Below are 26,544 nucleotides of genomic sequence, written 5' to 3'. Positions count from 1 at the left end.
GCCAGGTCGAACCGATGTAGAATGCGCGACCTTGTTGTCTGTCCCGGAATCTGTAATGGATCGCCCGCGTTTTCGAGCTGCATTCTTGTCTCCACGTTTCTGGCCGCTGTGGCTGGGGCTTGGTGTGTTATGGCTGATTGTCCAGTTGCCCTATGCCGCACTGCTGCACATCGGTCGCGCCCTCGGGGCGCTGATGTACCGGGTGGCCGGTGAGCGCCGGCGAATTGCCAAGCGCAACCTGGAACTGTGTTTCCCGGAAAAGTCCGCCGAGGAACGCAAACGCCTGCTCAAGGAGAACTTCGCCTCCACCGGGATCGCCTTCTTCGAGATGGCCATGAGCTGGTGGTGGTCCAAGCCGCGGCTGGCTCGGCTGGCCCATGTCGAAGGGCTGGACTACCTCAAGCAGGCCCAGCGCGACGGTCATGGGGTGATTCTCATGGCCCTGCACTTCACCACCCTGGAGATCGGCGCGGCGCTGCTGGGCCAGCAACACACCATCGATGGCATGTACCGCGAACACAAGAACCCACTGTTCGACTTCATCCAGCGCCGCGGGCGCGAGCGCCACAACCTCGATTCCCTGGCGGTGGAGCGCGACGACGTGCGCGGCATGCTCAAGCTGCTGCGGTCCGGGCGGGCGATCTGGTATGCGCCGGACCAGGACTATGGCGCCAAGCAGAGCGTTTTCGTGCCGCTGTTCGGTATCCAGGCCGCGACGGTCACCGCTACTAGCAAGTTTGCCCGCCTGGGCAAGGCGCTGGTGGTGCCTTTCACCCAGGAACGCCTGGCCGATGGCAGTGGGTACCGTCTGGTGATCCATGCTCCCCTGACGGATTTTCCCGGCGCCACCGAAGAAGAGGATTGCCTGCGGATCAATCAGTGGGTGGAAACCGCTTTGCGCGCCTGCCCCGAGCAGTACCTCTGGGCTCACCGTCGCTTCAAGAGCCGGCCGCCAGGCGAGCCCAAGCTCTATAAGAAGCGCGGCTGATCCTCTGGCCTTGATGAGCGGCCCTGGTACGCCATGGATGGAGTGAAGCAATGAGTGCTGGACCGGTAACAGGTTTGATTCTTTCCGGCGGTGGCGCCCGGGCCGCTTATCAAGTCGGCGTGCTGGCGGCGATTGCCGAGTTGCTGGGCCCGGGGGCGCGCAACCCGTTCCCGGTGATCGTCGGCACTTCAGCGGGGGCCATCAATGCCGTCAGCCTGGCCAGTGGCGCCGCGGACTTTTCTGCGGCGATCCAGCGCCTCACGGCGTTCTGGCGCAACTTTCGCAGTGATCAGGTAATGCGCAGCGACTGGCCCGGGGTCATTCGCCAGGCCAGCCGCTTTGTCGGCCACAGCCTGCTGGGGCTGGGTGCCCAGGTGCCGGTGGCGCTGATCAACAACTCGCCGCTGCGCGAGCTGCTCAACGAACACATGCACCTGTCGGGCATCAACGACGCGATTGCCCAGGGCCAATTGCACGCTGTGGCGGTAACCGCGTTCGGCTACGAATCCGGCCAGGCGGTGACCTTCTATCAAGGGGGCGGGGTGATCGATCCCTGGCTGCGGCATCGACGGATCGGCATTCCCACCCATCTGACGGTGGATCACTTGCTGGCCAGTTCGGCGATACCCTTGCTGTTCGCGCCGGTGAAGCTCGACCAGGAGTATTTCGGCGATGGGGCGGTGCGCCAGTCGGCGCCCATCAGCCCGGCCCTGCACCTGGGGGCCAGCCGTGTGCTGGTGGTGGGCGTCAGCGGCAACCCGCGGGGCAACGATCCGGAGAGTGCCGGGCAGCGGACCTATACCGGTCAGGAGCCGACCCTGGCGCAGATTGGCGGGCACATGCTCAACAGCACCTTCATTGACAGCCTGGAAAGCGATATCGAATTGCTGGAGCGGCTCAATCACTTCAGCCGGTTGCTGCCCGGCAGTGCGGCCGACCGCGCCCTGGGTATTGCTCCAGTGGAAGTACTGGTGATTGCCCCCAGCCAGCCTATCGACGAGATAGCAGCACGCCACCGGCATGAGTTGCCAGCGGCGCTGCGAGTGTTTCTGCGCGGCCCCGGGGCGACCCGCACCAGCGGCGCAGGGGTCTTGAGCTATCTGCTGTTCGAAGCGGCCTACTGCAACGAGCTGATCGAGCTGGGCCGCAGTGACGCCCTGGCCAAGCGCGAGGAGCTGGCGCGCTTCCTTGGGCTGGCGAGCGCGCCACGGGCCTGAGTCCGCTTGGAAGCATGCAAGCGCCTGCGTGCGGAACAATGCGCGCAGCCCTGCCTGCTCTCTATTGCCGGCGCTGCCAAGGGCCGGCGCAGTCTTTTAAGAGCAATCTGATTACAAAGGTTCGGGATCGCTTGGATGATGGTGGAGATCAATGTCGATCATCATCGCGGTTCCTCCTGCTTTCTGCGGCCATTTGCTGTCAATTGTGGACATTGTCTTGAGGAGCCTGCGACGCAAATGTGGTAGGTAGTCCCATGCAACTATTGGTCCGCTCGACGCTGTCGGGCCTTTTTACGATGTCCCTCGTGGCTGTGTCGATCCAGGCGCGAGCTGCTGAATACGGCCAGATCGATCTCTCCAATCCGGCTGGCGGTGATTCGATGAGCCTGCATCCGGGCGACTCCGTGATCTATGACGGCCCGGGGGCGGCGATCAACATTTCGGCCAAGGGCAATGACCTGAATGCCGAAGGGGTTGATATCCAGGCCGGTTCCCCGGTCGGCAACTTCACGGTTGGGGTCAGCGCCAGCGATGGTGGACACGTGACTCTGGTGGATAGCCAGGTACTGAGCCACCGCACTTACGCGCTCGAAGCCCGTGGCTCTGGCAGTGAGATCGTCGCTAGTGGCACCTCGCTCACTTCCCGGCAATCATTTGGTGCGTACGCGCACGGTGGGGGCCGTATCACGCTTGACGGTGGCAGCATTACCACCCTCGGCACCTATGGTCATGGCGTGGTCGCCTCGGACGCGGGAACGGCTCTGGACGCTCGCAATCTGAGCATCTCTACCAGTAATGCCAACGGATATGGCGCCGAGGTGTCCCAGCGCGCCTCAATGACGCTGGAGGCGGTCACCATCAATACGGCGGGCGAGGACGCTTCGGTTCTGTATGTCAGGGGGGCCGGATCAAGCCTGGCCTTCATCGACAGCCATGGCACTTCTGCAAGCTACTCCGGCGCCCGACTTTATGGTGGCAAGTTCTCGATGCTTGGCGGCAGCCTCACCGCCCACGAGGACGCAGTATTTCTGGGGTACGACTTCGACGGCGTTGGCTCGTCAGCCGATATTCGCGATGCAACGCTGAGCTCCAGCAATGGCTATGGGCTCAACCTCAATGGCGACGCCGCCAGCGCCACGTTGAATAACGTCCGCATCAGTTCCTCTGGAGCTCAAGCAGGCGGAATATGGATGTTCATGCCCGAGACGAAGCTGGTGGCCGATCGCTTCAGCATCGACACCTACGGCGCCCAGTCTGCCCACGGGCTGGATAATCGGGCCGGCCAGGCGACGCTGAGCAACGGCAGCATCACTACTCACGGTGCGAATTCGCTGGGTTTGTACCTGTACAACCAGTTCGACAGCGATGCCAGCATTGAGGCGAGCAATATCAGGATTGAAACCTTCGGCGCCGGATCCTTCGGCGCCCTGGCACAAACTACGGGAGCCGACCTGCGCCTGGCACAGTCTGAGGTCGTCACCCATGGGCAAGCGGCCCATGGTCTGTTCGTGCGGGCGGACGATGTACGTCTGGCCGCCAGTAGCACCGAGGTCATCACCAACGGCAACGGTGCGTCCGCCCTGGCACTGGGCAATGGTGCGGTAGCAATTTTGGAGAACTCCCGGCTGGCCACTCACGGGGACCTGGCGTCTGGCGTCTGGAGTTATGTCAACAGCGGGACGGCGAGCAATAGCCTTTCGCTGACCGGCAGTCAGATCAGTACCCAGGATGGCGCAGGCTTGCTGGCCAGTGGCGGCGATCATCAGTTCACTCTGATGAACTCGAGCATTGTTGCGCGTGCCGATGGGCAGGAGGCCCAGGGCATCTTTCTGCAGACCCACCAGGCAATGTTGAACAATGTTCCCGTCGATACCGGCCAGGTCAGTGTCGAGGCCAGCGGCTCGACGCTGGTGGGCGATGTCTTTGCCCAGAGCGGCAGTGTGGACCTGAGCCTCAGCGCCGGCTCGGAATTGACGGGGGCTCTGCGGGCCGAGAGTGGAGGGCGGATCAACAGCCTGCTGCTCGATGACAGCAGCCGCTGGAACATACGCAGTGACTCGACACTGGGCACCTTGACCAACAACGGTACGCTGGTGTTCGGCGCAGCAGGTTTCCAGACCCTGACCGTTAACGACTACATCGGTAATGGCACGATGGTATTCAGCAGCCACCTGGGCGACGACACGTCCCCCAGCGACCGGCTGGTCATCGATGGTGGAACGGCTAGTGGCCGAACCGCAGTGCGAGTGCTCAACGCTGGCGGTAAGGGGGGGCTGACGCAGGTGGGGATCCCCCTGGTGCAGGCGATCAATGGCGGAACCATCGCAGCCGACGCCTTCTACCTGGACACGGGCTCCAGCGGTTATCGTTGGAGCGTCGGCAGCCTTTCGATCAATGGCTATGAGTACAGCCTGGTGCAAGGTGGCAACTCGGGCAACACGAATGACTGGTACCTGACCTCAGAAGCCCACCAGGTGGCACCGGAAGGCGGGGCATATATCGGCACCCAGCAGGCCACCAGGACAATGTTCGACCATGGCCTGCAGGACCGTGCCAGCAAGCGCAGCCTGGGGGCCGACCGCCAGGATTCGGGACTCTGGATGCGGGCCCAGGGGCGGCATGACAAGGGCATGCGCATGGCCGAAGGCAAGGTCGATATCGATTCCAGCAGCGATGTGGTGCAGATGGGCGGAGCCTTGCTGCGTCGGCCGGTGGGCGCGCAAGGCGCGCTCTATGCCGGGCTCATGGCGGGCTATGGCGACGCGCGCATCGACTCGACCTCCACATTGATGCGCCGCGACACCAATACTGCTGTTCGCGCGAAGGCCCATGGCAAGGTCTCGGGTTATTCGGCGGGCGTGTATGGCACTTTCTATGCGGATGACGTGAACCGGCTGGGCGCCTATGTCGACACCTGGTTGCAGTACGGTCGCTATACCAACCGGCTGAGCAGTGAACTGGGGTCCGCCGATTATGATTCGAACCTATGGTCGACCTCCCTGGAGTCCGGCTATGCATTGGCGCCATTTGCCGCTGATTCTCCCTTCCGGGCCTGGGTGGTGGAGCCTCGCGGGCAGCTGATCTATAGCCGTTATACCGCCAGGGCCGCAGACTTGCGGGATACGCGGTTGCGCAGTGGCACTGCCGATTCCTGGCGTTCCAGTATTGGCGTGCGGCTCTACCAGCAGCCTGGTCAGGCAGCCGATGAATCGGTGCTGCGACCCTTTCTCGAAGCCAACTGGCTGCATAGCGAAGCGGTGCCGTCGGTACGGATGGGGAGTAACAGCTTCGATGCCAGGCCATCGCGGGATGCTCTGGAATTGAAGGTAGGAGCCCAGGTGCGGGTCGCTCGGGATGTGGAGCTATCCAGTCATCTATTCGGCCATTCGGGAAGCGCCAGCGAGTACGGTTACGGCGGGCAGTTGAACCTGAGCTACAGCTGGTAGTGCTTGCAGGTCTTGTGGCAAACCCAGCGAGGACGGCCTCCAGCTCAAGGAGGCCATCCTGGGGGCGGTCCGTTGTTCAACGATGCAGATAATCCCTGATGAACTGTCGGATCACGCTGGCAAAGTCCGGGTCCGCGGTGAAGCCCAGTTGGTTTGCATAAGGTGTGCTGAACGCTCCCGGCCAAGAGCCGACGATGCGCTCGACGGCTGCATCCGGCCGCAATTGAACCTGCCGGGCTACTGCGTCACCGGCCACCTCGCGCAGCGCATCGATCATCTGCTCCACTGTCTGTGACAAACCGGGCATGTTGATTACTCGGCCCTGGCTCAAGCGCTCGGCGGCCAGCTCGTGACCGTGAACCAGGTTGGCAATGGCCTGTGCCGGTGACATCAGCCATAGTCGGGTGTTCAAGGGCACCGGGCAGACACTGGCCTGACCGTTGAGGGGCTCACGGATGATGCCGCTGGCAAAGCTTGATGCCGCCAGATTCGGCTTGCCCGGGCGCACGACGATGGTGGGCATGCGCAGGCTGCGGCCATCGACGAAGCCGCGACGGCTATAGTCGGCCAGCAGCAGGTCGTTCATGGCTTTCTGGGTGCCATAGGAACTCTGAGGTGACCAGACTTGATCATCGCCGACGGTGTCCGGCAGTTGCCCACCGAAGACGGCCACCGAGCTGGTCATCACCCACTTTGGGCAAGCACCCAACTGTCGCGCGCGTTCCAGCAGTCCCTGGGTGGCGCTGAAGTTGACGCGCATGCCCAGATCGAAATCGCTTTCTGCCTGGCTGGAGACCACTGCGGCCAGGTGAAAGATGCTTTGGGTGTCGGCGTCGATCAGGTGCGCCAGTACCTGGGGATCGGTGATATCCCCACCCTTGACCTGGACCCGAGGGTCGTCGAGGCCTTGCACGGGGTCGCGGTCGAACGCGGTAATCCGCTGAATGGGGCGCAACTGGCCGTGACGGTCGGTGAGTGAGCCGCGCTCGAGCAGGGCCTGGATCAGGCGGCGTCCGAGAAACCCGGCGGCGCCGGTGACAAGAATATTCATGAGTGACTCCAACTATCAGCGATTGACCAGTTTTCCGGGGATCTTGAAGACCAGCAGGGCTCCGACGAACAGCGCACTGGCCATCACGTACATGCCGATGGTGGTGCTCTGGGTCAGGTCCTTGAGAAAGCCCATCAGGTAGGGCGAAACGAACCCGGCGAGATTGCCCCAGGAGTTGATCAGGGCAATCCCGGCTGCCGCAGCGGTACCGCCGAGAAAGGCGGTGGGCAGGCTCCAGAACAGTGGCAGGGTGCTGAAGGCGCCCATGGCTCCCAGGGTCAGGCCGATCATCGACACTGTGAAGTTGTCGCTCCAGGTGGCGGAAATCATCAGCCCCACCCCACCCAGCACCGCGGTCAGCGCCAGGTGCCAGCGACGTTCGCGCAGGCGGTCGGCACTGCGGGATATCAACACCATGGTCAGTGCCGCTGCGGCATAGGGAATCGCGGTGAGCATGCCGACCTGGAAGACGTCGCTGACGCCTGCCTGGCGAATCAAGGAGGGCAGCCAGAATCCGACTGTGTAGAAGCCGGCGATCATGCAGAAGTAGATGGCGGTCAGCAGCCAGATCCGTGGCTGCCCGAACACTTGGCGCACGCTGTGTACCTGGTGGCCGTCGGTTTCGGCTTCGATCCTGCTCTGCAGCAGGGTCTTCTGTTCCCGGGTCAGCCAGCCGGCGTCGGCGATCCGGTCGCTGAGGCAGTAGATCACCAGGCCGCCCACCAGAATCGAGGGCAGGCCTTCGAGAAAGAACATCCACTGCCAGCCGGCGAATCCGTGATGGCCATTGAGGGCGCTCATGATCCAGCCGGATAGCGGTGCGCCGATCAGCCCCGAAAGCGGCACGGCGGTAGCGAACAGTGCGTACATCTTGCCGCGGCGGTTGGAGGGGAACCAGTACGACAGGTAGAGGATCACCCCCGGGTAGAACCCGGCCTCGGCGATGCCCAGTAGAAAGCGCATGACATAGAAGGAAGTGGGGGTGTTGACGAAGGCCATGCACGAGGAAATGAGGCCCCAGCTGATCATGATGCGCGCGATCCACAGCCGCGCGCCGACTCGATGCAGGATCAGGTTGCTGGGGATCTCCACCAGAAAGTAGGCAATGAAGAAGATCCCGGCGCCCAGGCCATAGACCGCTTCGGAAAACTGCAGGTCTTCGGACATCTGCAGCTTGGCGAAGCCGACGTTGACCCGGTCCAGATAGGCCACCAGGTAGCACAGCAACAGTAGCGGCAGGATGCGCCAGGCGACTTTACGGTAGGCCAGGTCCTCGAAGGAGGCGGTGACCGGGGCCGATGCGGTTTGCGACAGTGATTCAGGCATGTCTTTACCCATCCTTGTTTCTTGTATTTGGGTGATTTTGTTTTTATCGGACTTGCTGACATGGCTTAGATAACATAATACATCATACGAATTCAATGGCGGGCTTCGGGCAGGACGGCGCGCCTGAAATGCAGTACCGTTAGCCAATTTGACTACCGAGATGCCCATGTCCAAGCCTGATAACGCTTTCCCCGCTGCCGATTCCCTGGCGACGCTCAAGGATTCGGCCAAGGGCACGCTGGCGGACCAGGTGACTGCGGCGCTCAAGGCACACATCGCCAATGGCGAAGTCCCGCCGGGAGCGCGCCTGCCCACCGAACCGGTTCTGTGCGAGCGTTTCGGCGTCAGCCGCACCGTCATCCGCGAGGCCATATCGCGCTTGAAATCGGCGGGTCTGGTGGAGGTGCGCCAAGGCAGCGGCACCGTGGTGTGTGAGGGCGCCCATATCAAGGCGTTCACTATCGACCTGGACGTACGTGGCTCGATCGAGGCGGTGCTCAGGGTCACCGAACTGCGTCGTGGTATCGAAGGCGAGGCGGCGGCCCTGGCGGCCCAGCGCCATACCCCTTCGCAGTTAGAGGCGATTCATCAGGCGCTGCTGGCTATCGATAGCGCCGAGCAGGCGGGTCAGGATGGGGTGGAGCAGGACCTGGCGTTCCATCTGTCGATTTCCCAGGCCACCGGTAACCCGCTGTACCCCTCCCTGCATGAATTCATTGCGCAATTCATCAAGGAAGCGATTCGTATCACCCGCTCCAATGAGGAACGGCGCAAGGATCTGGCGCGCACGGTGCGCGCCGAGCATCTGGCGGTCTATCGGGCGATTGCGGCGCGGGATGTCGAAGGGGCGAGGCAAGCGGCGCTGAGCCACATCCATAACGCGGTGGAGCGGCTCAAGAGTGCCGATCCGGCATTCTGGCGGGATTCCGGTTCACGCATTGCCTGATGGCAAATACCGCCTGCGCCCCTCCATGGAGGGGCGCAGGCGGCATCAGCCAAGCATCAGAAGTGGTACTTGACCAGCAGGCTGGCGGTGTCCTGGTTGGTCTCGAAGTTGCGCGAGTCCTCGATACCGTACTTGTTCTTCCAGTAGTCGTACTCGAAGCCGACGTACAGCTGCTTGGCGCCCCAGTTCAGCGCCTTGCCCAGGTCGTACTTGATCTGCGGGTTGAAGTGCAGGTTGGCGTGGTAGGTACCCTTGGCGTTCTGGTCGTTGTCCACCACCCAGTCCATGTAGCCGTCGATCAGGATGTCCGAGCGGCCCACGGGAATGGTGTAGGACCACACTGGCGTGATCTGCCAGACGTTGTCGCCCGGGCGGCTGCCCTCGGTGTGGCGCTGGTAGAAGTTCAGCTGGAAATAGTCGAAGCCAGGGACTGCCAGGTCGAAGCCCGGGCCGATCAGGTAGGACTCGTTGTCACCTTCGCCAAACTCGTAGGTGAACGCCAGGAGCACGTCCTTGATTGGGCCGAATTCAAGTTTCTGGTCGAAGATCTTGCCGAACGACAGGCGTGGCGTGAACTCGCCGTAGTAAGTGTCCGGGCCGACGTTGCCGTCTTCCTTGCCGTTATAGAAGATGCGGTCGAGGAAGAAAAAGTTATCCCCGTACTTCCAGGCATCGGCATGTTCGAAAGTAACCGTCTGTTGAATCTGCGGGTTAACTTCGAAGTTCTTGCCATACAAGTAAGTCAGGCTGTTGTTCTGCCATTGCAACAGGTCGCCAGCCACGGCCTGCCCCCCGGCCAGCAAGCTGGCGGCCAACATCAGGCTCTTGCACATCGGTTTCATTCGGTTGCTCCCAAGTAGGTAGTTCCACGTTTTTTTGGCTTGGCGCTCTGGTTTGGCGCCTTTTTTCGTTGCTGCAAAAAACCATCCGATCGGTCAGCTTTGTTGCTGTTAGCAAGAGCTGAGCCAAGGCCGAAAAAAAGCAAAAAACTCCCGTCCGGCTGTAGCGATACCGCCGGGCGAGAGTGTTTTTCGCGATGTTTTCTTGCGCCTTGTTACCTGTCCAGGCCGGGATAAGTTGGCTATTGGGTCAGGTTTTTCATCCGGGCTTTTTTTTAGACCAGACTTGCGCGGCCGCGGAGAATACTGGCTCTCACGGCAGGGCTCAAGTGCTCCGCAACGGCGCACTTGCAACCACTTTGGGGCGGGTATGCGGGCCATCTCAGGCAAGCATCCGCATTGAAGGGCAATAGAGTGCCAATGACTGGCGGCCGTCAGGGGGATTGCATGGCGCTAATGGCCGTCCAGCGGCCACCGCCAGGAAAGCCTGGGCAGGCTGCATAGGTGTTGCTCCCTGTTTGTTCTTATTTTCAAGGCGCAGCGTCTAATGGGCAGCGCTCGATCCTGAGTGGGCGAGCGCTGCGGTCAAGCGTGAACGGTGAAGCAAGGTCAGGGCGCCGAGCCGGCACCCTGTTGGTGATTCAGTGCTGATGGGCGTGATGCGCATTGCTGGCCGCGCGCTCGCTGCCCCCGAGAATGTTGAACAGCAGGTTCAGCACCAGCGCACTCAAGGTCGCCATGGCGATGCCACTGTGGGTGATGGGGCTCATCCACAGGGGCAGGTGGGCGAAGAACTCCGGGCGCACCACGGGAATCAGGCCCATGCCGATGCTCACGGCCACCAGCAACTGATTGCGCCGGTCGGCGATGTCAGCTTCCTGGAGGATCTTGATCCCGGTCGCAGCCACCATGCCGAACATGGCGATGGCCGCGCCCCCCAGCACCGCCGGTGGAATCGACGCCACCAGGAACGCCGCCTTGGGCAGCAGGCTGAGGACGATCAGCAGGCCGCCGGCGACCATGGTCACGGAACGGCAGCGCACGCCGGTCATCTGCACCAGGCCGATGTTCTGGGCAAAGGAGGAGTGGGTGAAGGTGTTGAGGAAGCCAGCGAAGAACGATGCCCCGGCATCACACAGCAAGCCGCGACGCAGCATGCGTGGGGTGACCTCCTGGCCGGTGATCTTGCCCAGGGCCAGGAACATCCCGGTGGACTCGACGAAGATGATCACCACCACCAGGCACATGGAGAGGATCGGGGCCAGGTGGAACTGCGGCATGCCGAAGTGCAGCGGTGTGACCACCTGCAGCCAGGGTGCCTGGGCCATGCCGCTGAGGTCGACCATACCGATCAGGCCGCAGAGGATGTAGCCCAGGCCCATGCCGATCAGTACCGAGATGTTCACCCAGAAGCCGCGCATGAAGCGGTGGATCAGCAGGATGGTACCCAGCACCAGGGCGGCGATGGTCAGGTAGATGGGCGAGCCGAACTGGGCTGCGCTGCTGCCTCCGCCTGCCCAGTTCACCGCCACGGGAAACAGCGAGAGACCGATCGAGGTGATGACCGTGCCAGTGACCAGCGGCGGGAAGAAGCGCACCACCTTGGACATGAACGGCGCGATCAGCATGCCGAAGAAACCGGCGGCGATGGTTGCGCCGAAAATTCCCTGCATGCCGATGCCGGGCATGCCGGCCATGGCCACCATGCTGCCCACCGCGGCGAAGCTGGCCCCCATCATCACCGGCATGCGAATGCCCATGGGGCCGATGCCCATTGACTGGACGATGGTGGCAATCCCGGCAACCAGCAGGTCGGCATTGATCAGGAAGGCGATTTCTTCACGACTCAGGCCAGCGGCCTGTCCGATGATCAGCGGTACCGCGATTGCACCGCCATACATCAGCAGGACGTGCTGCAGACCGACCAGGATCAGTTGCAGGAAGGGCAAGCGCTGAATGGCGGGCGCATCGGGGACGCACTGTTCGGATGAATCGGACATGCAACACCTCGGATCTTTTTATTCTTGTGATTTAACCGCTGCGTCTTTACGCGCAACGTGTTTGCAACAGGCGAATCTTCTGACTGATGGCAAGAAAGCCCGCTCCTACAGACAGTTGCGGTCCTGTAGGAGCGAGCTTGCTCGCGAATCAGCCGGGAACCAGGCTGATCAGTTGGTCTGGGCTCCCTGGGCAATCCAGGCACCGACCAGTTCACGTTCCTGCTGGGTCATCTGGGTGATGTTGCCCAGCGGCATGATCTGGCTGGCGACGGCCTGGGCCTGGATCCGCGCGGCTTGCAGGCGGATCTGCTCTGGAGTGTCGAACATCACCCCTGCCGGTGCTGCGCTGAACAGGGGGCTGGTTGGCTTGGCCGAATGGCAGACCGCGCAACGCTCCTGGATCACGCTATGCACCTTGTCGAAGGACGGGCCGGCATTGGCCGCCTGCGCCGGGGCGCTGGCCGGAGCCGTTGCCGCAGCGGCTGGAGCGGCCGGTGGCGGTGCCTCTGTCGCAGCCGAGGTTGCCGGCTTGCCGCCCAGGGCGGTTTCAGGCAGTGGCTGGTACTGGGTCTGGGCCTTGGCCACTTCCGGAGCGCTTGGCGCCGGGGTCGGGCCGGTCACGTAGGCCAGGCAGATCATGCCCAGTGCCGCGACGGGCAGGGTCCAGGCGAACTTGTGGCTGTCATGACGGGTGTTGAAGTAATGACGCACCAATACCGCCAGGACCGCGATCCCGGCCAGGATCAACCAGTTGTACTGGCTGCCGTAGGTGCTCGGGAAGTGGTTGCTGATCATGATGAACAGCACGGGTAGGGTGAAGTAGTTGTTGTGACGCGAGCGCAGCAGGCCCTTGGCCGGCAGGGTCGGGTCGGGGGTGCGGTTTTCCGCGATCGCTGCCACCAGCGCGCGCTGGGCCGGCATGATGATGCGGAACACGTTGCCCACCATGATGGTGCCGATGATGGCGCCCACATGCAGGTACGCGCCACGGCCACTGAACACCTTGCTGAAGCCATAGGCAGCGCCGATCAGCAGGAGGAACAGGATGAAGCCGAGCAGGGCGGGTTTCTTGCCCAGTGGCGAATCGCAGAGGAAGTCATAGACGAACCAGCCGGCGATCAACGCACCGATACCGATGGCCACGCCTTCAGGGCCGGTCAGACCGCTGCCGGGGGCAACCAGGTAGAGCATCGGGTTGAAGTAGAACACCAGGCACAGCAGGGCAATCCCGGACATCCAGGTGAAGTAGGCTTCCCATTTGAACCAGTGCAGGTTCTCCGGCATCGAGGGCGGTGCCAGCTTGTATTTTTCCAGGTGATAGATACCACCGCCGTGAATCGCCCAGAGGTCGCCGGACAGGCCGTCCTTGGGGTTGACGCGGTTGAGGTTGTTCTCCAGCCAGACGAAATAGAACGATGCGCCGATCCAGGCCACACCAGTGATCATATGTACCCAACGCACGCTCAGGTTGAGCCATTCCAACAGATGTGCTTCCACAGTCTTTACCTCTTGCCTGCCACCCTTGTTGTCGGGTGATCAGACCTTCTCTTATTGGTGGGGGGCGAGGATCAAACGCTCATCCTCTTTGAAGAAATGCTCATCGCAGTTGTTGCCAGTGCCACTGCGATCAACCACCAGGAAGTCATCCCGCTTTTCGATCGTCAGCACCGGGTGGTGCCAGACGCCGCGATGGTAATTAATGCCCTGCCTGCCATTACTGACAAAGGCACGGACCAAGCCCGATACAGGTTCATCGCCAAGTGGCGCGACCACGATCAGAAAGGGATTGCCGAGCAGCGGGATGAAAGCCTGGCTGCCCAGCGGATGGCGTTCCAGCATGCGGATGGTCAGCGGCATGTCCAGCGCGTCGGCGCGGAAGATGCTGATGATGGCCTGGTCTTCCGGCTGAGCGGTCTCGACCGTTGCCAGGCGGTGGAAGCGCATGGTCGAACCGTTGTTGATCATGAAGTGATCGCTGCCGTCGGTCTCGATTACGTCACCGAAAGGGGCGAAGGCTTCTTTGCTCAGGGGCTCAATCACTAATGTGCGCATGCTGTTCTTCTTATCTCGAGTTCGTTGTTGTCTGGTCCGTGGCTACTGCGGGCAAACCGGTCGCCCGCGCGCTGCGCGACCCTTTATTTTTTGACCTTGCCCAGCAGTCTCAGGCGGCTGACGCCACCGTCCGGGAATACATTCAGGCGCACGTGGGTAATAGCCCCCAGTGCCCTGATCTGTTCGACGAAGCTGTGTTCGGCGTGCATTTCCAACTTCTGGCTGGGTAGCAGTTCACGCCAGAACAGGCTCTGGGTTTCGATCTGGCTGTCGGTGCCACCCTTGACGAAGGCGCCCTGGATCGAGCAGCTGTCCGGGTAGTTGCCTTTGAAGTGCAGGGTGTCGACGATGATCTTTTCGATTTCACCGGCATGGCCCAGGGCGATGATCACCCAGTCGTTGCCGGGAGTACGGCGCCGGGCGGTTTCCCAGCCGTCACCCATGTTGATGCCGCGGCCGGGGTTGAGGAGGTTGCCCATGTGCCCGAAGTGCTCGTCGGAGCAGGCCAGGGCGCGGCCGCCGTTGAGGGCGGCAGCCAGGTCGACCTGTTCGTCATCGCCGATGGCCGACCAGTCGCGGTAGGGAATGCCGTAGACCCGCAGCCGTGCTACGCCGCCATCGGGGTAGATGTTGAAGCGCAGGTGGCTGAACGGCTGGTGGTGGTGGATCTCGTGGTAGTGGTGGCTGTTGCCCTGCAACTCCACCGCCGACAGCACTTCGGTCCACTGGGTGTTTTCATCCGGTTCGCCTGCGGCCAGGAAGCAGGCTTCCAGGGAGGCCGAGGGCGGGAAGTTGCCCGTGAAGAATGAAGTGTCGATGTCCACGCCCTTGATCGAGCCGGCCACGCCGAGACGGATGACCGCACTGTCGTAGCCTTCGAAGCGCTTGCGGCGTGATTCCCAGCCATCCATCCACTTGCCGTTGTCATCGAATACGCCTTCCTTCCACACCGCCGGAGTCGGTTGGAACAGGCGGTTGGCGTCGGCGAACCAGTCATCGGTGACCGAGATGATCTTGGTCCCCAGCCGGGCATCGGCCAGGTTGACGAACTTCTCGAAAGCTACGGCGTTGGTTTTCATTCTTCTTGTCTGCCTTGAATTCAGTGGCCGGGGTGCTCGCGAGGCCCTGGGAAATGCATCGGTGCAGATGCTTTCTCGGGCCAGGCGGGCAATCGCTACAGGGTCAGCAAGCGGAACAGGGCGATCTTGTTGATTTCTGCCAGTGCGCATTTGAACTCGGTGTCCACCGAGTTGTGGATGCGGGTTTCGAATGCGGCGAGGATCTGGTGCCGATTGCTGCCCTTCACCGCCATGATGAAGGGAAACTTGAACTTGGCCTTGTAGGCGTCGTTGAGCTCGGTGAAGCGCTGGAACTCTTCGGCGGTGCATTGGTGAATACCTGCGCCGGCCTGCTCATTGGTACTGGCTTCGGTCAACTGGCCCTGGACGGCGGCTTTGCCGGCCAGGTCCGGGTGAGCGTTGATCAGTGCCAGCTGGCTGGCGTGATCGGCGCTCAACAGGATGTCGCTCATGCGCTGGTGCAGGGTCTCGATCTGGTCGACGGAGGCGTCGAGCCCCAGTTCGTAGGCCTTTTCGGCAACCCACGGCGAGTGTTCGTAGATGTCGGCGAAGGCCCTGACGAAATCTTCGCGGCTCAGGGTCGAGGGCTTGAGGCTCTGGAAGGCAGTCATTTCGCCGCTCCCTGGTAAGGGTGGGTCTGTTGCCAGTGACGGGCGATGTCCACCCGGCGGCTGAACCACACCTGCTCGTGGCCCTTGACGTATTCGAGGAAGCGCTTGAGCGAGGCCAGGCGCGCCGGGCGGCCGATCAGGCGGCAGTGCAGGCCGATGGAAAGCATCTTCGGCGCTTCGGCACCTTCGGCGTAGAGCACATCGAAGGCGTCCTTCAGGTACTGGAAGAAGTCGTCGCCCTTGTTGAAGCCCTGCACCTGGGTAAAGCGCATGTCGTTGGTGTCCAGGGTGTAGGGGATTACCAGGTGCGGTTTGCCGGTGGGGTTGTTGGGTTCCCAGTAGGGCAGGTCGTCGTCGTAGGTGTCGCAGTCATAGAGGAAGCCGCCTTCCTCCATCACCAGGCGCCGGGTGTTCGGGCCGGTGCGGCCGGTGTACCAGCCCAGTGGGCGTTCGCCGGTGATTTCGGTGAGGATGCGGATCGCTTCGAGCATGTGCTCGCGTTCCTGGGCCTCGTCCATGTACTGGTAGTCGATCCAGCGGTAGCCGTGGCTGCAGATCTCGTGGCCGGCTTCGACCATGGCGCGGATCACGTCCGGGTGACGCTGGGCGGCCATGGCCACGGCGAAGATGGTCAGTGGAATGTCGAATTCCTTGAACAGCTTGAGAATCCGCCAGACGCCGGCACGGCTGCCATACTCGTACAGCGATTCCATGCTCATGTTGCGCTCGCCCTGCAGCGGTTGCGCCGAGACCATTTCCGAGAGGAAGGCTTCCGATTCCTTGTCGCCATGAAGGATGTTGCGCTCGCCGCCCTCTTCGTAATTGAGCACGAAGGACAGGGCGACGCGGGCATTGCCCGGCCAGTGAGGGTGAGGAGGGTTGGAGCCGTAACCGATCAGGTCGCGAGGGTAGTCAGCGCTCACTGCAGTCTTCCTTCTTATTCGTGATAACGGTGGCGTGGCGGAACCTGAAGCCGGAAAGCCAGGTGGGCGTCACTGCGATGGAATTATTGTATACAAGTTTGTCTTCACTTTGTAAGCCTGATTTTTTGCATTTTTCCGCTTTCATCGCTATGGCTGTCACCTGCAAGAAACTTGCCTGGATGGTCAGCTAATGGATGACAAGTCGTCTGTCGCTATGGCGTTCAGGCAAATCCGCTGATGCATTCGAAGGGGCTCGGGGCCGGGAATATTTGCGATTATTATTGTGTACAATTTTTTTGAAAAATGTCTTAATCTTGCTCTCGCCGCAGCTTTTCACTGGTCGAAACGCTGCGGTCTCCTTCAATTACTGACTCCGGGAGGCGCGAGGCCTGAACGCTTGAAGGCGCCAGGCACGCAGAATCAATGGGACGTTTGACTACACACGTTTTGGATGCCGCACATGGCTGCCCTGGCAGCGCTATCAAGGTCGAGCTGTATCGAGTGGAAGGGACCCAGCTGGAATTGGTCGCCAGCACCCTGACCAACAGCGATGGCCGTTGCGATGCGCCGCTGCTGCAGGGTGATGACTACCGTTCCGGGGTGTACCAACTGCACTTCCATGCCGGTGACTACTACCGTGCCCGTGGTGTGCAACTGCCGCAGCCGGCGTTCCTGGATGTGGTGGTACTGCGGTTCGGCATCAGCGCCGAGCAGGACCACTATCACGTACCGCTACTGATCTCGCCTTACAGCTATTCGACCTACAGAGGAAGCTAGGACTTTCCCCCCAAGAATCCTGCGCAAATAGCTTCTTTGGTCCTTGCCCGCCCACACTGCGGGCTTTTTTTCGTCTGGCATAAAGCCTTCACTGGTCGTCGGCTCCACTCGATCCCGCAGGAGCCGGCTCGCCGCCGAAAGGGCCCTGTGACCGCCCCGGACTTGCTGGCCACAGCCGATCATCGGCAATGAAAAAGCCCCATCCAGCGGGACGGGGCCTGTGTGGAGCAGGGCGCCCTAGAGGAAAATGAACTTGGCGATGAAAATCGCGCACAGCACATACAGGCTGATGGAGATTTCCTTGTACTTGCCGGTGCCGGCCTTCAGCACCACATAGGTGATGAAGCCCAGGGCAATGCCATCGGCGACGGAAAAGGTCAGGGGCATCATGATCGCGGTGACGATGGCCGGAATGCTGTCGGTGGCCTCGTCCCAGTTGATGTGGGCCATGCCGCCCATCATCAGCATCGCCACATAGATCAGCGCGCCGGCGGTGGCATAGGCGGGGATCATGCCTGCCAGGGGAGCGAAGAACATTGCGGCAATGAACAGCACGCCCACGGTGACCGCGGTCAGCCCGGTGCGGCCACCAGCGGCGACCCCGGCGGCACTTTCCACATAGCTGGTGACTGGTGGTACACCGACCACGGCACCGAACACGCTGGAGGCACTGTCCGCCTTGAGTGCGCGGGAGAGGTTCTCGATCTTGCCATCGGCGTTCACCAGGCCGGCGCGCTGGGCCACGCCCATCAGGGTGCCGGCGGTGTCGAACATGTGCACGAAGAGGAACGCCAGGACCACGCTGATCATGCTGACGTTGAACACCCCGGCGATGTCCATGGCCATCCAGGTCGGCGCCAGGCTCGGCGGAGTGGACATGATCCCGTTGTAGTGCACCAGGTCCAGGCCCCAGCCGGCCAGGGTCACGGCGATGATACTGATGAGAATCGCGCCGAAGACCCGGTGATAGCTGAGCACTGCGATCATCAAGAAGCAGACGGCCGCCAGCAGTGGGCCGGGGTCTCGCAGGTTGCCGAGCTTGATCAGGGTGGCCGGGCTGTCGACGATGATGTTGGCCGTCTTCAGGCCGATCAGGCCGAGAAACAGCCCGACCCCGGCACCCATGGCGAACCGCAGGCTCACCGGAATGCTGTTGAGCAGCCATTCACGTACCCGCGACAGGGTCAGGATCATGAACAGCACACCGGAAATGAACACCGCGCCAAGGGCGGTTTCCCAGTGGTAGCCCATGGTGCCGACCACGGTGTAGGTGAAGAAGGCGTTGAGCCCCATGCCCGGTGCGAGGCCCACCGGCCAGTTGGCGTACAGGCCCATCAACAGGCAGCCCAGGGCGGCGGCGATACAGGTGGCGACGAAGGCTGCTCCGTGATCGATGCCGGCGTCGGCCATGATGTTGGGGTTGACGAAGATGATGTAGGCCATGGTGATGAAGGTTGTCAGACCGGCAATCAACTCGGTCTTCACCGTGGTGCCATGCAACCTGAGTTTGAAGATGCGCTCCAGCCAGCCGCTGTTCAGCGACGGCGAGAGATCGAGCGTAGAGGCTTCGGATTTGCGGCTTTCCACAGCGAGTACTCCTCAAGAGTTTTATTGTTTTTTCCAGAGCCGGACACGCAAGGGTGGGCAGCGGCTCTTTGAGGCAGGTAAGGCGTGCGGGTTTTGTTGACCTGTGGGTCAAGAACTCGTCGGGCGAATTATGCGTTTGTATACAAAGAAAGCAAATAATGTTTTTGGGGTTGTGTGCGAAAAATCCGCGAACATGGCTATATCGCGGCCCCGACGTTGCGCCGGGGTGTGCAAGGGTTTGGGGCAAGGCCGGGGCCGGCGCACCAATGAATGGCGCCCGCAGGGGCTCAGTCTTCGACGGGTTTGCCGGCCAGCGCCTGGTTCACCGCCAGCCAGCCATTGACCGCACTCTCGCCAGCTTCGCTGAAGGCCCGTTGCAGGAGTTTGACCTGCTCGCGGCGCAGGGATTGCTCGAAGCCTGTGCCATCGGCGGTCAACTGCAACAGGCGCTTACGCTTGTCGCTGTCCGGGGCGACGCTGTCCACCAGGTGCATTTCCATCAATTGGCGCAACGGTGTGTTCAATGCCTGCTTGCTCACCCCCAGCAGATTGAGCAGTTCCTTGACGCTGAGCCCGGGATAGCGGGCGATGAAAAACACGATGCGCTGGTGCACCCGGCTCAGGCCCCGGCGTTCGAGCATTTCGTCGGCCTTGGCGGTAAACGCCTGATAGCCGAAGAAGAAAGCTTCCATGGCCGCTTGTTGCGAAGCCTGGTTTTTAAGGTCAAGCATATTGACGTATCTGCAAAGGTCGGCGTAATTTCGGTCAAGCAGTTTGACGTATTTTCCTCAGCCTTCGCTAGCGGTGATCTCCATGGCCTTCTCCGAACGTGTATCGCGTCTCAAAAGCTCTCTGATCCGTGAAATCCTTGCCGCGGCCCAGCGCCCGGAAATGATGTCGTTCGCCGGGGGCCTGCCGGCCGAAGTGATGCTGCCCAAGGTGCAATGGCAGGACATGCCGTTGGCCATGGGCCAATACGGCATGAGCGAAGGCGAGCCGCAATTGCGTGAAGCCCTGGCGGCCCAGGCGCGCCAGCTCGGGGTGCCTTGCGAGGCGAGCCAGGTGCTGGTGGTCAGTGGTTCCCAGCAGACCCTCGATCTGGCAGCCAAGCTGTACATCGACAAGGGCACCCAGATCATGCTGGAAGCGCCGACCTACCTGGCCGCCCTGCAGATTTTCCAGCTGTTCGGCGCCGACTGCCTGACCGTACCGCTGCAGGCCGATGGGCCGGACCTGGTGCAGATGCGCGCGCGCCTGGAGCAGCACCGGCCGGCGTTCATCTACCTGATTCCGACGTTCCAGAACCCCTCGGCGGTGCGCTACAGCGAAGCCAAGCGTGATGCCGTGGCGGCTTTGCTGGACGAGTTCGGCGTGACCCTGATCGAGGACGAGCCCTACCGTGAGCTGACGTTCGATGGTGGCAGTGCCACGCCTATTGTCGGCCGTCTGGAAAAAGCCAGTTGGATCTACACCGGCACCGTGTCTAAAACCCTGTTGCCGGGCCTGCGGGTGGGTTACCTGATTGCCAGCCCGGACCTGTTTCCGCACCTGCTGCGGCTGAAGCAGTCGGCGGACCTGCACACCAATCGGGTTGGCCAGTGGCAGGCCATGCAGTGGATCGGCAGCGAGCGGTATCAGGCGCACCTGGATCAGTTGCGCAGTTTCTATCGCCAGCGCCGGGATGAATTCCAGGGCGCCTTGCTCACCCATTTCGCCGATCTGGCGGATTGGCAGGTGCCCCAGGGCGGATTGTTTTTCTGGCTGAGCTTGAAACAGCCCCTGGATACCCGCACTTTGCTCAAGTCGGCGTTGGAGCACGACGTCACATTCATGCCCGGTGAGCCGTTCTTTGCCGATCCGGAACGCAACCCCGGGCATCTGCGGTTGAATTTCAGCCATATCGATCCGGCGCGGCTGGACGAAGGCCTCAAGCGGCTGGCCACCGTGATACGTCAAGCACAGGCTGCACAGGCAGCCTAAGGGGAGGGCCATGTACAAGGTTTATGGCGATTACCGTTCGGGCAACTGCTACAAGATCAAGCTGATGCTCAATCTGCTGGGGCTGCCTTATGAATGGCAGGCGGTGGATATTCTCGGGGGCGATACCCAGACCGAGGCCTTCCTGGCAAAGAACCCCAACGGCAAGATTCCGGTTCTGGAACTGGAAGACGGCACCTGCCTGTGGGAGTCCAACGCTATTCTCAACTTCCTCGCCGACGGCAGTCAGTTCCTGCCCAGCGAACCGCGCTTGCGCACCCAGGTTCTGCAATGGCAGTTCTTCGAGCAGTACAGCCATGAGCCCTACATCGCGGTGGCGCGTTTCATCCAGCTTTACGAAGGGCTGCCGGAGGAGCGCCGCGAGGAATACCTGAAGTTGCACAAGCGTGGCTACAAGGCGCTGGACGTGATGGAGAAACAATTGAGCCGCACCCCGTACCTGGTGGGCGAGCACTATTCGATCGCCGATATTGCGCTCTATGCCTACACCCACGTGGCCGATGAGGGCGGTTTCGACCTGAGCCGCTACCCGGGCATCCAGGCCTGGATGCAGCGGGTGCAAAGCCATCCGCGACACGTGCCGATGCTCGACTGAGCGGGTGCTTTCATCCCCACTGGACCGGCCTTGTGCCGGTTCGGTGCGTTGTGGGGCCCGCTAACGATGTTTGCCGGCCAGGTTCTGGCGCAGCAACTCATAACAGCGCTGCGCCGCTGGGCTCAGTTGCTGGCCACTGCGGCGGATCAGGCCGATCTCGCGGCTGACCCCCGGGTGTTTGATGGCAATCCGGCGCAGGCCCTCACGGCCGTCATCGGCGGATTCCGGCAGCAGGGTAATGCCCAGCCCCTGGCGTACCAGCGCCAGCACCGTGCTCATGTAGTTGGCTTCCATGGCTGGAAGCAGGGACAGTCGGCTGTCGTCGAACAGCGCTTCGACCTGCTCGCGCACGCTGCTGTCGCGGCCGGTGAGAATGATCGGCTGGCGGGCCAGGTCCTTCAGCGTCACTGACTGGCGCTGGGCCAGGGGATGATCGGTGGCCACGAACAGGCACAGGCGATCCTCCAGCAGAGGTTGGAAATCCAGCCCGTGGCTGAGCCGGGCGCGCCCGCCGATACCGAAATCCACCTCGCCGGCCCGGACCTGGGCATGAATGCGGTGAGCCACCAGGTCCTGCAGGCGTACCTCGATTCCGGCAAATTGCTCGCGAAACTGGCGCAAGGCCGGCGGCAGCACCCCGGCGCAGACCGACGGCAGCGCGGCGAGGGTGACCACGCCCCGACGCAGGGCGGCCAGGTCCCGGGAGCCACTGACGATGTTGTCCAGGTCCAGCAGCAGTTTCTCCATCGGTCCCCGAGCCTGCAGCCCAGCAGCGGTCAGGCTGACATGGCGCGGGCTGCGATCGAGCAGGGCGACCCCCAGCCATTCCTCCAGTTGCTGGACCTGCACGGTAAGGGCTGATGGCGACAGGTGCAGCTCGGCGGCGGCTTTGCTGAAGTTGCCGCTGCGGGCCACGGCGAGGAAGGCCTGGATATGCTGGATCGAGTTCTTCATTTTGTTTTTCCGAATGCAAGGCGCCGAATATTCCAATTTACAAAGACTAGCGCGATTTCAATACTCCAGAAAAACAATAACCGTCCGCCTTCCCGCCCCGGCTTGAAGAGGCGGCACACTGGAGTTGCTCCATGCTCGCCACCCTGGGTGTCATCACCATTCTCTGCCTGCTCGCGGCCGTCATGAGCAAGCGCCTGTCGCCTCTGGTCGCGCTGATTGCGCTGCCGATCATCGCCGCGCTGATCGGCGGCTTCGGTCTGCAGACCAGCGCCTTCATCGTCACCGGCATCAAGAACGTCGCCCCCGTGGTAGGCATGTTCGTGTTCGCTATCCTGTTCTTCGGCATCATGACCGACGCCGGCATGCTCGACCCGATCATCGACCGCATCCTGCGTACCGTCGGCACCCGGCCGACGCGGATCGTGGTCGGTACGGCGCTTCTGGCGCTGCTGGTGCACCTGGACGGTTCCGGCGCGGTGACCTTCCTGGTGACGGTGCCGGCAATGCTGCCGCTGTATACCCGGCTGGGCATCGATCGACGGATTCTGGCCTGCGTCGCGGCGATGGCCGCGGGGGTCAATTTCCTGCCCTGGACCGGCCCGGTACTGCGCTCATCAGCGGCCCTGCATGTGCCGGTGGCGGATCTGTTCCAGCCGCTGATCCCGGTGCAGATCGTCGGCCTGCTGTTCGTCTTCGCCAGCGCCTGGTGGCTCGGCCGCCGGGAGGAGCGCCGCCTGGGGCTCGGTGCCGATGCCACGGCCGGTGCAGGCATCCCGACCCGGGTATTGAGCCCCGCCGAAGAGGCGCTACGCCGTCCCGGGCGCTTCTGGATCAACCTGCTGCTCACGGTGCTGGTGATGCTGGTGATGATTGCCGGCTGGGTCGATCCGGTGGTGATGTTCATGGTCGGCACGGTGCTGGCGCTGTGCATCAACTATCCGGATGTCGAGGCCCAGCGGGCACGCATCGATGCTCATGCCAAGACGGCCCTGACCATGGCCAGCATTCTCCTGGCGGCCGGTGTGTTCACCGGCATCATGCAGGGCAGCGGCATGCTCAAGGCGATTGCCGAAGTGGCGGTGGCGCAGATTCCTGCCGGTCACGGCAAGCTGATTCCGACTGTGGTGGGGTTCCTGTCCATGCCTCTGAGCATGCTGTTCGACCCCGACTCCTACTACTTCGGGGTGATGCCGGTGATTGCCGAAGTGGGCAAGGCCCTGGGTGTCGACCCGCTGCAAGTGGCCCAGGCTTCGTTGCTCGGCGTGCACACCACCGGTTTCCCGGTAAGCCCGCTGACCCCGGCGACCTTCCTGCTGGTGGGCCTGTGCAAGATCGAACTGGCCGACCACCAGCGTTTCACCATCCCCTTTCTATTCGCTGCGTCAGTGTTGATGACCCTGACCGCGCTGCTGCTGGGAGTTTTTTAAGATGAAAAGCCTACGTATCGGCTCCGGCGCCGGTTACTCCGGTGACCGTATCGAGCCCGCCATCGAGTTGGCGCAACAGGGCGACCTGGATTACCTGGTGTTCGAATGCCTGGCCGAGCGCACCATCGCCCTGGCGCAGCAGGCGCGCCTGGCCGACCCGCACAGCGGCTACGACCCGTTGCTGGGGGCACGGATGCGCGGGGTGCTGCCCTTTGTCGGCGCCACGGCCTCGGGGCGGCGTTTGCGCATCATCAGCAACATGGGGGCGGCCAATCCGTTGGCGGCGGTGGCCGAGGTGCAACGGATCGCGGCCGAGTTGGGCTTGCCAGGGCTCAAGGTGATCGCGGTGCTGGGGGACGATGTGCTCGAGACTCTGCGGGCCCGGCCGGAGTGGGTGCTGGACAACGGGCAGACCCTGGGCTCGCTGGGGCAGCGGCTGATTTCCGCCAATGCCTACCTGGGCGCCCAGGGCATCGTCGACGCGCTGCGGGCTGATGCCGACGTAGTGATCACTGGGCGGGTGGCCGACCCCTCGTTGTTCCTGGCGCCGCAGATCTTCGAGTTCGGCTGGGCCGAGGATGACTGGCTGCGCCTGGGGCGCGGGACCCTGGTGGGGCATCTGCTGGAGTGCGCAGGGCAGGTCAGCGGCGGCTACTTTGCCGATCCGGGGGTCAAGAATGTGGCCGGTCTGGCGCGCCTGGGGTTCCCCCTGGCCGAAGTGGATGCACAGGGCGCGGCGCTGATCACCAAGGTCAAGGGCTCCGGGGGGCAGGTCAGCAGCGCTACCTGTACCGAGCAGTTGATCTACGAAGTGCATGACCCGGCGGCCTACCTGACGCCGGATGTCTGTGCCGACTTTTCCGCAGTGGGCTTTGTCGAGGAGGCACCGGACCGGGTGCGGCTGCAAGGGGCGGCAGGCAGCCCACGGCCTGAGCGGCTCAAGGTCAGCGTCGGCTACCTGGATGGCTGGATCGGCGAAGGGCAGATTTCCTATGGCGGCCCTGGGGCTGTGGCCAGGGCGCGGCTGGCCCGGGATATCGTGCTCGAGCGCCTGGCCCTGACCGGGGTACAGATGCAGGAAGTGCGCGCGGAGCTGATCGGCATCGATGCCTTGCACGGTGTTGAACTGGGCCAGCGAGCGCCTGCCGAACCCTGGGAAGTGCGCCTGCGGGTGGCGGCTCGCTGCACGGACAAGGCCGAAGCGGTGCGCGTCGGCAATGAGGTGGAAACCCTCTATACCAATGGGCCCGCTGGTGGCGGCGGGGCCAGTAAAAGCCTGCGGCAGGTGGTGGCGGTGGCTTCGCTGTTACTGCCCCGGGAGGCCGTCAGGGTCACCTTGCATCAGGAGGTACGGGCATGAATGAGGTCAAATTGCGTGACTTGGCGCACTCGCGTACGGGGGACAAGGGCGACACTTCGAATATTTCGGTGATTGCCTACCGCGCCGAGGACTTTGCCTTTCTTTGCGAGCAGCTTACCGCCGAGCGCGTGGCGCAATATTTCGCCGGCTTGCTGGGGAGCGATGCGGCGCCGGTGCAGCGCTATGTCCTGGAGAATGTGCGGGCCTTGAACTTTGTCTTGCCGGGCATCCTGCGCGGCGGAGTGACCCGCTCCCTGGCGCTGGATGCCCACGGCAAGTGCTTGGGCGCGGCCTTGCTTGACTTGCAGTTGGCTCGGGGCTGAAGAGCCCCGGGGAGGGCGTCAGACGGTCGCGAAGCGCTGGTTCAGGTAATCGATGATCACCTTGGATTCATACATCCAGGTGGTCTGGCCGTTCTCTTCGATGCGCAGGCACGGCACCTTGATCTTGCCGCCCTGCTCCAACAGGGCCTGGCGGTCCTGCTCGTTGTTTTTTGCGTCGCGCAAGGCCACCGGCACATTCAGGCGATGCAGGGTACGGCGGGTCTTCACGCAGAACGGGCAGGCGTGAAACTGGTACAGGGTCAGGCCCTTGGCGGCTTCCACGACTTGCGCCTGAGCGGCGGCGTCCCGCTGCTGCTTGCGTGGGCGGGTGATGAAGTCGATGAAAATGATGAGTTGGCCCAGGCCGACTCGCAGCGCTTTGACGATCACGGTTATTGCCTCTTGCCCATGAATGAAGGGGCGGCAGCTTACCTGATTTTTCCCGGGCGAAAAAAAACCGGCGATCAACGCCGGCTTTTTCGCCTGCAGCCTGTTACTTGATCAGGCTGAGGAATTCGCTGCGGGTCGCGGCATTCTCGCGGAACTCGCCCAGCATCACCGAGGTGATCATCGACGAATTCTGTTTCTCCACACCGCGCATCATCATGCACATGTGCTTGGCCTCGATCACCACGGCCACCCCGAGGGCGCCGGTCACTTGTTGGACGGCGTCGGCGATCTGCCGGCTGAGGTTTTCCTGGATCTGCAGGCGGCGGGCGTACATATCGACGATGCGCGCGACTTTCGACAGCCCCAGGACCTTGCCGCTGGGAATGTAGGCGACATGGGCCTTGCCGATGAACGGCAGCAGGTGGTGTTCGCACAACGAGTAGAGCTCGATGTCCTTGACCAGGACCATTTCGCTGTTGTCGGAGCTGAACAAGGCACCGTTGGTGACCTCTTCCAGGGTTTGGGCATAACCGCGGCAGAGGTACTGCATGGCTTTGGCGGCACGCTTGGGCGTGTCGAGCAGGCCCTCGCGGGAGACGTCCTCGCCCAGTTGGCCGAGGATCGCGGTGTAATTCTGTTCCAGGGACATGAAACT

24 protein-coding genes are annotated in these 26,544 nt (G+C 62.4%); 10 read left to right on the top strand and 14 right to left on the bottom strand.

Annotated features, from left to right (window positions below):
- Positions 1–55: 55 nt before the first annotated feature.
- The 3 genes from BLS75_RS08770 (at position 56) to BLS75_RS08760 (ending at position 5,651) form a co-directional block, all read left to right on the top strand.
- A complete protein-coding gene (locus tag BLS75_RS08770; RefSeq protein WP_072450669.1) occupies positions 56–988 on the top strand; it encodes a lipid A biosynthesis lauroyl acyltransferase in 933 nt (310 codons plus the stop codon).
- A gap of 50 nt (positions 989–1,038) precedes the next feature.
- Positions 1,039–2,205, top strand: a complete 1,167-nt coding sequence (locus tag BLS75_RS08765; RefSeq protein WP_072450668.1) for a patatin-like phospholipase family protein — start codon at positions 1,039–1,041, stop codon at positions 2,203–2,205.
- 254 nt (positions 2,206–2,459) lie between these two features.
- The gene (locus tag BLS75_RS08760) at positions 2,460–5,651 is read left to right on the top strand and encodes an autotransporter family protein (protein ID WP_239690653.1); all 3,192 of its coding nucleotides are present in this window, start codon (positions 2,460–2,462) and stop codon (positions 5,649–5,651) included.
- Positions 5,652–5,727: 76 nt separating this feature from the next.
- On the opposite strand, the gene denD is transcribed toward BLS75_RS08760, so the two are convergent.
- A complete protein-coding gene (gene denD / locus BLS75_RS08755) occupies positions 5,728–6,702 on the bottom strand; it encodes a D-erythronate dehydrogenase (protein ID WP_072450666.1) in 975 nt (324 codons plus the stop codon).
- Between the two features lie 15 nt (positions 6,703–6,717).
- The gene (locus BLS75_RS08750; RefSeq protein ID WP_072450665.1) at positions 6,718–8,028 is read right to left on the bottom strand and encodes an MFS transporter; all 1,311 of its coding nucleotides are present in this window, start codon (positions 8,026–8,028) and stop codon (positions 6,718–6,720) included.
- A 160-nt stretch (positions 8,029–8,188) separates the two neighbouring features.
- Here BLS75_RS08750 and BLS75_RS08745 point away from each other — a divergent pair, with 160 nt between their 5' ends.
- The gene (locus tag BLS75_RS08745; protein ID WP_072450664.1) at positions 8,189–8,974 is read left to right on the top strand and encodes a GntR family transcriptional regulator; all 786 of its coding nucleotides are present in this window, start codon (positions 8,189–8,191) and stop codon (positions 8,972–8,974) included.
- A 56-nt stretch (positions 8,975–9,030) separates the two neighbouring features.
- Here BLS75_RS08745 and BLS75_RS08740 read toward each other — a convergent pair whose 3' ends face one another.
- From BLS75_RS08740 to puuE, 7 genes are all read right to left on the bottom strand, one after another.
- Positions 9,031–9,816 carry an outer membrane protein OmpK gene (locus BLS75_RS08740; RefSeq protein ID WP_011062642.1) on the bottom strand — a complete coding sequence of 262 codons (786 nt, stop codon included), beginning with the start codon at positions 9,814–9,816 and terminating at the stop codon, positions 9,031–9,033.
- 638 nt (positions 9,817–10,454) lie between these two features.
- Positions 10,455–11,813 (bottom strand): nucleobase:cation symporter-2 family protein, encoded by a 1,359-nt coding sequence (locus BLS75_RS08735; RefSeq protein ID WP_015636603.1) that lies wholly within the window; start codon positions 11,811–11,813, stop codon positions 10,455–10,457.
- A gap of 168 nt (positions 11,814–11,981) precedes the next feature.
- Positions 11,982–13,310: a urate hydroxylase PuuD gene (locus tag BLS75_RS08730; protein WP_072450663.1), complete on the bottom strand. Its 1,329-nt coding sequence runs from the start codon at positions 13,308–13,310 to the stop codon at positions 11,982–11,984.
- A gap of 51 nt (positions 13,311–13,361) precedes the next feature.
- Positions 13,362–13,865: an ureidoglycolate lyase gene (locus tag BLS75_RS08725; RefSeq protein ID WP_011062639.1), complete on the bottom strand. Its 504-nt coding sequence runs from the start codon at positions 13,863–13,865 to the stop codon at positions 13,362–13,364.
- Between the two features lie 83 nt (positions 13,866–13,948).
- Positions 13,949–14,944, bottom strand: a complete 996-nt coding sequence (gene alc / locus BLS75_RS08720) for an allantoicase (protein ID WP_072450662.1) — start codon at positions 14,942–14,944, stop codon at positions 13,949–13,951.
- 95 nt (positions 14,945–15,039) lie between these two features.
- Positions 15,040–15,555, bottom strand: a complete 516-nt coding sequence (gene uraD, locus BLS75_RS08715) for a 2-oxo-4-hydroxy-4-carboxy-5-ureidoimidazoline decarboxylase (protein ID WP_072450661.1) — start codon at positions 15,553–15,555, stop codon at positions 15,040–15,042.
- Entirely contained in the window at positions 15,552–16,478 is a 927-nt protein-coding gene (gene puuE / locus BLS75_RS08710) for an allantoinase PuuE (protein ID WP_011062636.1), read from the bottom strand. Before puuE ends, uraD begins: the two co-directional genes overlap by 4 nt.
- Positions 16,479–16,901: 423 nt before the next feature.
- Here puuE and uraH point away from each other — a divergent pair, with 423 nt between their 5' ends.
- A complete protein-coding gene (uraH, locus tag BLS75_RS08705; protein ID WP_072450660.1) occupies positions 16,902–17,255 on the top strand; it encodes a hydroxyisourate hydrolase in 354 nt (117 codons plus the stop codon).
- A 237-nt stretch (positions 17,256–17,492) separates the two neighbouring features.
- Here the strand turns inward: uraH and BLS75_RS08700 are convergent, their stop codons facing one another.
- The gene (locus tag BLS75_RS08700; RefSeq protein WP_015636600.1) at positions 17,493–18,842 is read right to left on the bottom strand and encodes an NCS2 family permease; all 1,350 of its coding nucleotides are present in this window, start codon (positions 18,840–18,842) and stop codon (positions 17,493–17,495) included.
- Between the two features lie 287 nt (positions 18,843–19,129).
- Positions 19,130–19,573: a MarR family transcriptional regulator gene (locus BLS75_RS08695; RefSeq protein ID WP_011062633.1), complete on the bottom strand. Its 444-nt coding sequence runs from the start codon at positions 19,571–19,573 to the stop codon at positions 19,130–19,132.
- An 82-nt stretch (positions 19,574–19,655) separates the two neighbouring features.
- On the opposite strand from BLS75_RS08695, the gene BLS75_RS08690 reads away from it, so the two are divergent.
- Entirely contained in the window at positions 19,656–20,822 is a 1,167-nt protein-coding gene (locus BLS75_RS08690; RefSeq protein WP_072450985.1) for an aminotransferase-like domain-containing protein, read from the top strand.
- A 10-nt stretch (positions 20,823–20,832) separates the two neighbouring features.
- Positions 20,833–21,435: a glutathione S-transferase family protein gene (locus BLS75_RS08685; RefSeq protein ID WP_011062631.1), complete on the top strand. Its 603-nt coding sequence runs from the start codon at positions 20,833–20,835 to the stop codon at positions 21,433–21,435.
- A gap of 60 nt (positions 21,436–21,495) precedes the next feature.
- Here BLS75_RS08685 and BLS75_RS08680 read toward each other — a convergent pair whose 3' ends face one another.
- Complete coding sequence (locus BLS75_RS08680; protein WP_011062630.1) at positions 21,496–22,389, bottom strand: LysR family transcriptional regulator; 894 nt, start codon at positions 22,387–22,389, stop codon at positions 21,496–21,498.
- A 131-nt stretch (positions 22,390–22,520) separates the two neighbouring features.
- Between BLS75_RS08680 and BLS75_RS08675 the strand changes: the two genes are divergently transcribed.
- From BLS75_RS08675 to BLS75_RS08665, 3 genes are read left to right on the top strand one after another with little or no spacing between them, the layout of a single operon-like run.
- Complete coding sequence (locus tag BLS75_RS08675; RefSeq protein ID WP_011062629.1) at positions 22,521–23,816, top strand: CitMHS family transporter; 1,296 nt, start codon at positions 22,521–22,523, stop codon at positions 23,814–23,816.
- Position 23,817: 1 nt separating this feature from the next.
- Positions 23,818–25,176: an acyclic terpene utilization AtuA family protein gene (locus BLS75_RS08670; RefSeq protein WP_053159745.1), complete on the top strand. Its 1,359-nt coding sequence runs from the start codon at positions 23,818–23,820 to the stop codon at positions 25,174–25,176.
- Positions 25,173–25,499 (top strand): AtuA-related protein, encoded by a 327-nt coding sequence (locus BLS75_RS08665; RefSeq protein ID WP_011062627.1) that lies wholly within the window; start codon positions 25,173–25,175, stop codon positions 25,497–25,499. The genes BLS75_RS08670 and BLS75_RS08665 overlap by 4 nt, the downstream gene beginning before the upstream one ends.
- An 18-nt stretch (positions 25,500–25,517) precedes the next feature.
- Here the strand turns inward: BLS75_RS08665 and BLS75_RS08660 are convergent, their stop codons facing one another.
- Together BLS75_RS08660 and folE are read right to left on the bottom strand one after the other, a co-directional pair.
- Positions 25,518–25,889, bottom strand: a complete 372-nt coding sequence (locus BLS75_RS08660) for a glutathione S-transferase N-terminal domain-containing protein (protein ID WP_065365442.1) — start codon at positions 25,887–25,889, stop codon at positions 25,518–25,520.
- 103 nt (positions 25,890–25,992) lie between these two features.
- On the bottom strand, positions 25,993–26,538 hold the full coding sequence (folE, locus tag BLS75_RS08655) for a GTP cyclohydrolase I FolE (protein WP_011062625.1): 546 nt from the start codon (positions 26,536–26,538) through the stop codon (positions 25,993–25,995).
- Between the last annotated feature and the right edge of the window lie 6 nt (positions 26,539–26,544).

Source organism: Pseudomonas sp. NFPP12 (assembly GCF_900103205.1).
Lineage (GTDB): Bacteria > Pseudomonadota > Gammaproteobacteria > Pseudomonadales > Pseudomonadaceae > Aquipseudomonas > Aquipseudomonas protegens.
Note: the sequence above shows the minus strand (reverse complement) of the source record. Positions and strands in the feature narration are given on the sequence as shown.

What these genes read in the sequence shown, in the direction of transcription:
- BLS75_RS08670 (WP_053159745.1), top strand. Translation starts at nt 23,818, where the DNA reads ATGAAAAGCCTACGTATCGGCTCCGGCGCCGGTTACTCCGGTGACCGT.
- BLS75_RS08770 (WP_072450669.1), top strand. Translation starts at nt 56, where the DNA reads ATGGATCGCCCGCGTTTTCGAGCTGCATTCTTGTCTCCACGTTTCTGG.
- BLS75_RS08685 (WP_011062631.1), top strand. Translation starts at nt 20,833, where the DNA reads ATGTACAAGGTTTATGGCGATTACCGTTCGGGCAACTGCTACAAGATC.
- BLS75_RS08690 (WP_072450985.1), top strand. Translation starts at nt 19,656, where the DNA reads ATGGCCTTCTCCGAACGTGTATCGCGTCTCAAAAGCTCTCTGATCCGT.
- BLS75_RS08725 (WP_011062639.1), bottom strand. Translation starts at nt 13,865, where the DNA reads ATGCGCACATTAGTGATTGAGCCCCTGAGCAAAGAAGCCTTCGCCCCT.
- BLS75_RS08680 (WP_011062630.1), bottom strand. Translation starts at nt 22,389, where the DNA reads ATGAAGAACTCGATCCAGCATATCCAGGCCTTCCTCGCCGTGGCCCGC.
- BLS75_RS08745 (WP_072450664.1), top strand. Translation starts at nt 8,189, where the DNA reads ATGCCCATGTCCAAGCCTGATAACGCTTTCCCCGCTGCCGATTCCCTG.
- BLS75_RS08765 (WP_072450668.1), top strand. Translation starts at nt 1,039, where the DNA reads ATGAGTGCTGGACCGGTAACAGGTTTGATTCTTTCCGGCGGTGGCGCC.
- uraH (WP_072450660.1), top strand. Translation starts at nt 16,902, where the DNA reads ATGGGACGTTTGACTACACACGTTTTGGATGCCGCACATGGCTGCCCT.
- BLS75_RS08740 (WP_011062642.1), bottom strand. Translation starts at nt 9,816, where the DNA reads ATGAAACCGATGTGCAAGAGCCTGATGTTGGCCGCCAGCTTGCTGGCC.
- folE (WP_011062625.1), bottom strand. Translation starts at nt 26,538, where the DNA reads ATGTCCCTGGAACAGAATTACACCGCGATCCTCGGCCAACTGGGCGAG.
- BLS75_RS08695 (WP_011062633.1), bottom strand. Translation starts at nt 19,573, where the DNA reads ATGCTTGACCTTAAAAACCAGGCTTCGCAACAAGCGGCCATGGAAGCT.
- uraD (WP_072450661.1), bottom strand. Translation starts at nt 15,555, where the DNA reads ATGACTGCCTTCCAGAGCCTCAAGCCCTCGACCCTGAGCCGCGAAGAT.
- alc (WP_072450662.1), bottom strand. Translation starts at nt 14,944, where the DNA reads ATGAAAACCAACGCCGTAGCTTTCGAGAAGTTCGTCAACCTGGCCGAT.
- denD (WP_072450666.1), bottom strand. Translation starts at nt 6,702, where the DNA reads ATGAATATTCTTGTCACCGGCGCCGCCGGGTTTCTCGGACGCCGCCTG.
- BLS75_RS08750 (WP_072450665.1), bottom strand. Translation starts at nt 8,028, where the DNA reads ATGCCTGAATCACTGTCGCAAACCGCATCGGCCCCGGTCACCGCCTCC.
- BLS75_RS08665 (WP_011062627.1), top strand. Translation starts at nt 25,173, where the DNA reads ATGAATGAGGTCAAATTGCGTGACTTGGCGCACTCGCGTACGGGGGAC.
- BLS75_RS08760 (WP_239690653.1), top strand. Translation starts at nt 2,460, where the DNA reads ATGCAACTATTGGTCCGCTCGACGCTGTCGGGCCTTTTTACGATGTCC.
- BLS75_RS08735 (WP_015636603.1), bottom strand. Translation starts at nt 11,813, where the DNA reads ATGTCCGATTCATCCGAACAGTGCGTCCCCGATGCGCCCGCCATTCAG.
- BLS75_RS08675 (WP_011062629.1), top strand. Translation starts at nt 22,521, where the DNA reads ATGCTCGCCACCCTGGGTGTCATCACCATTCTCTGCCTGCTCGCGGCC.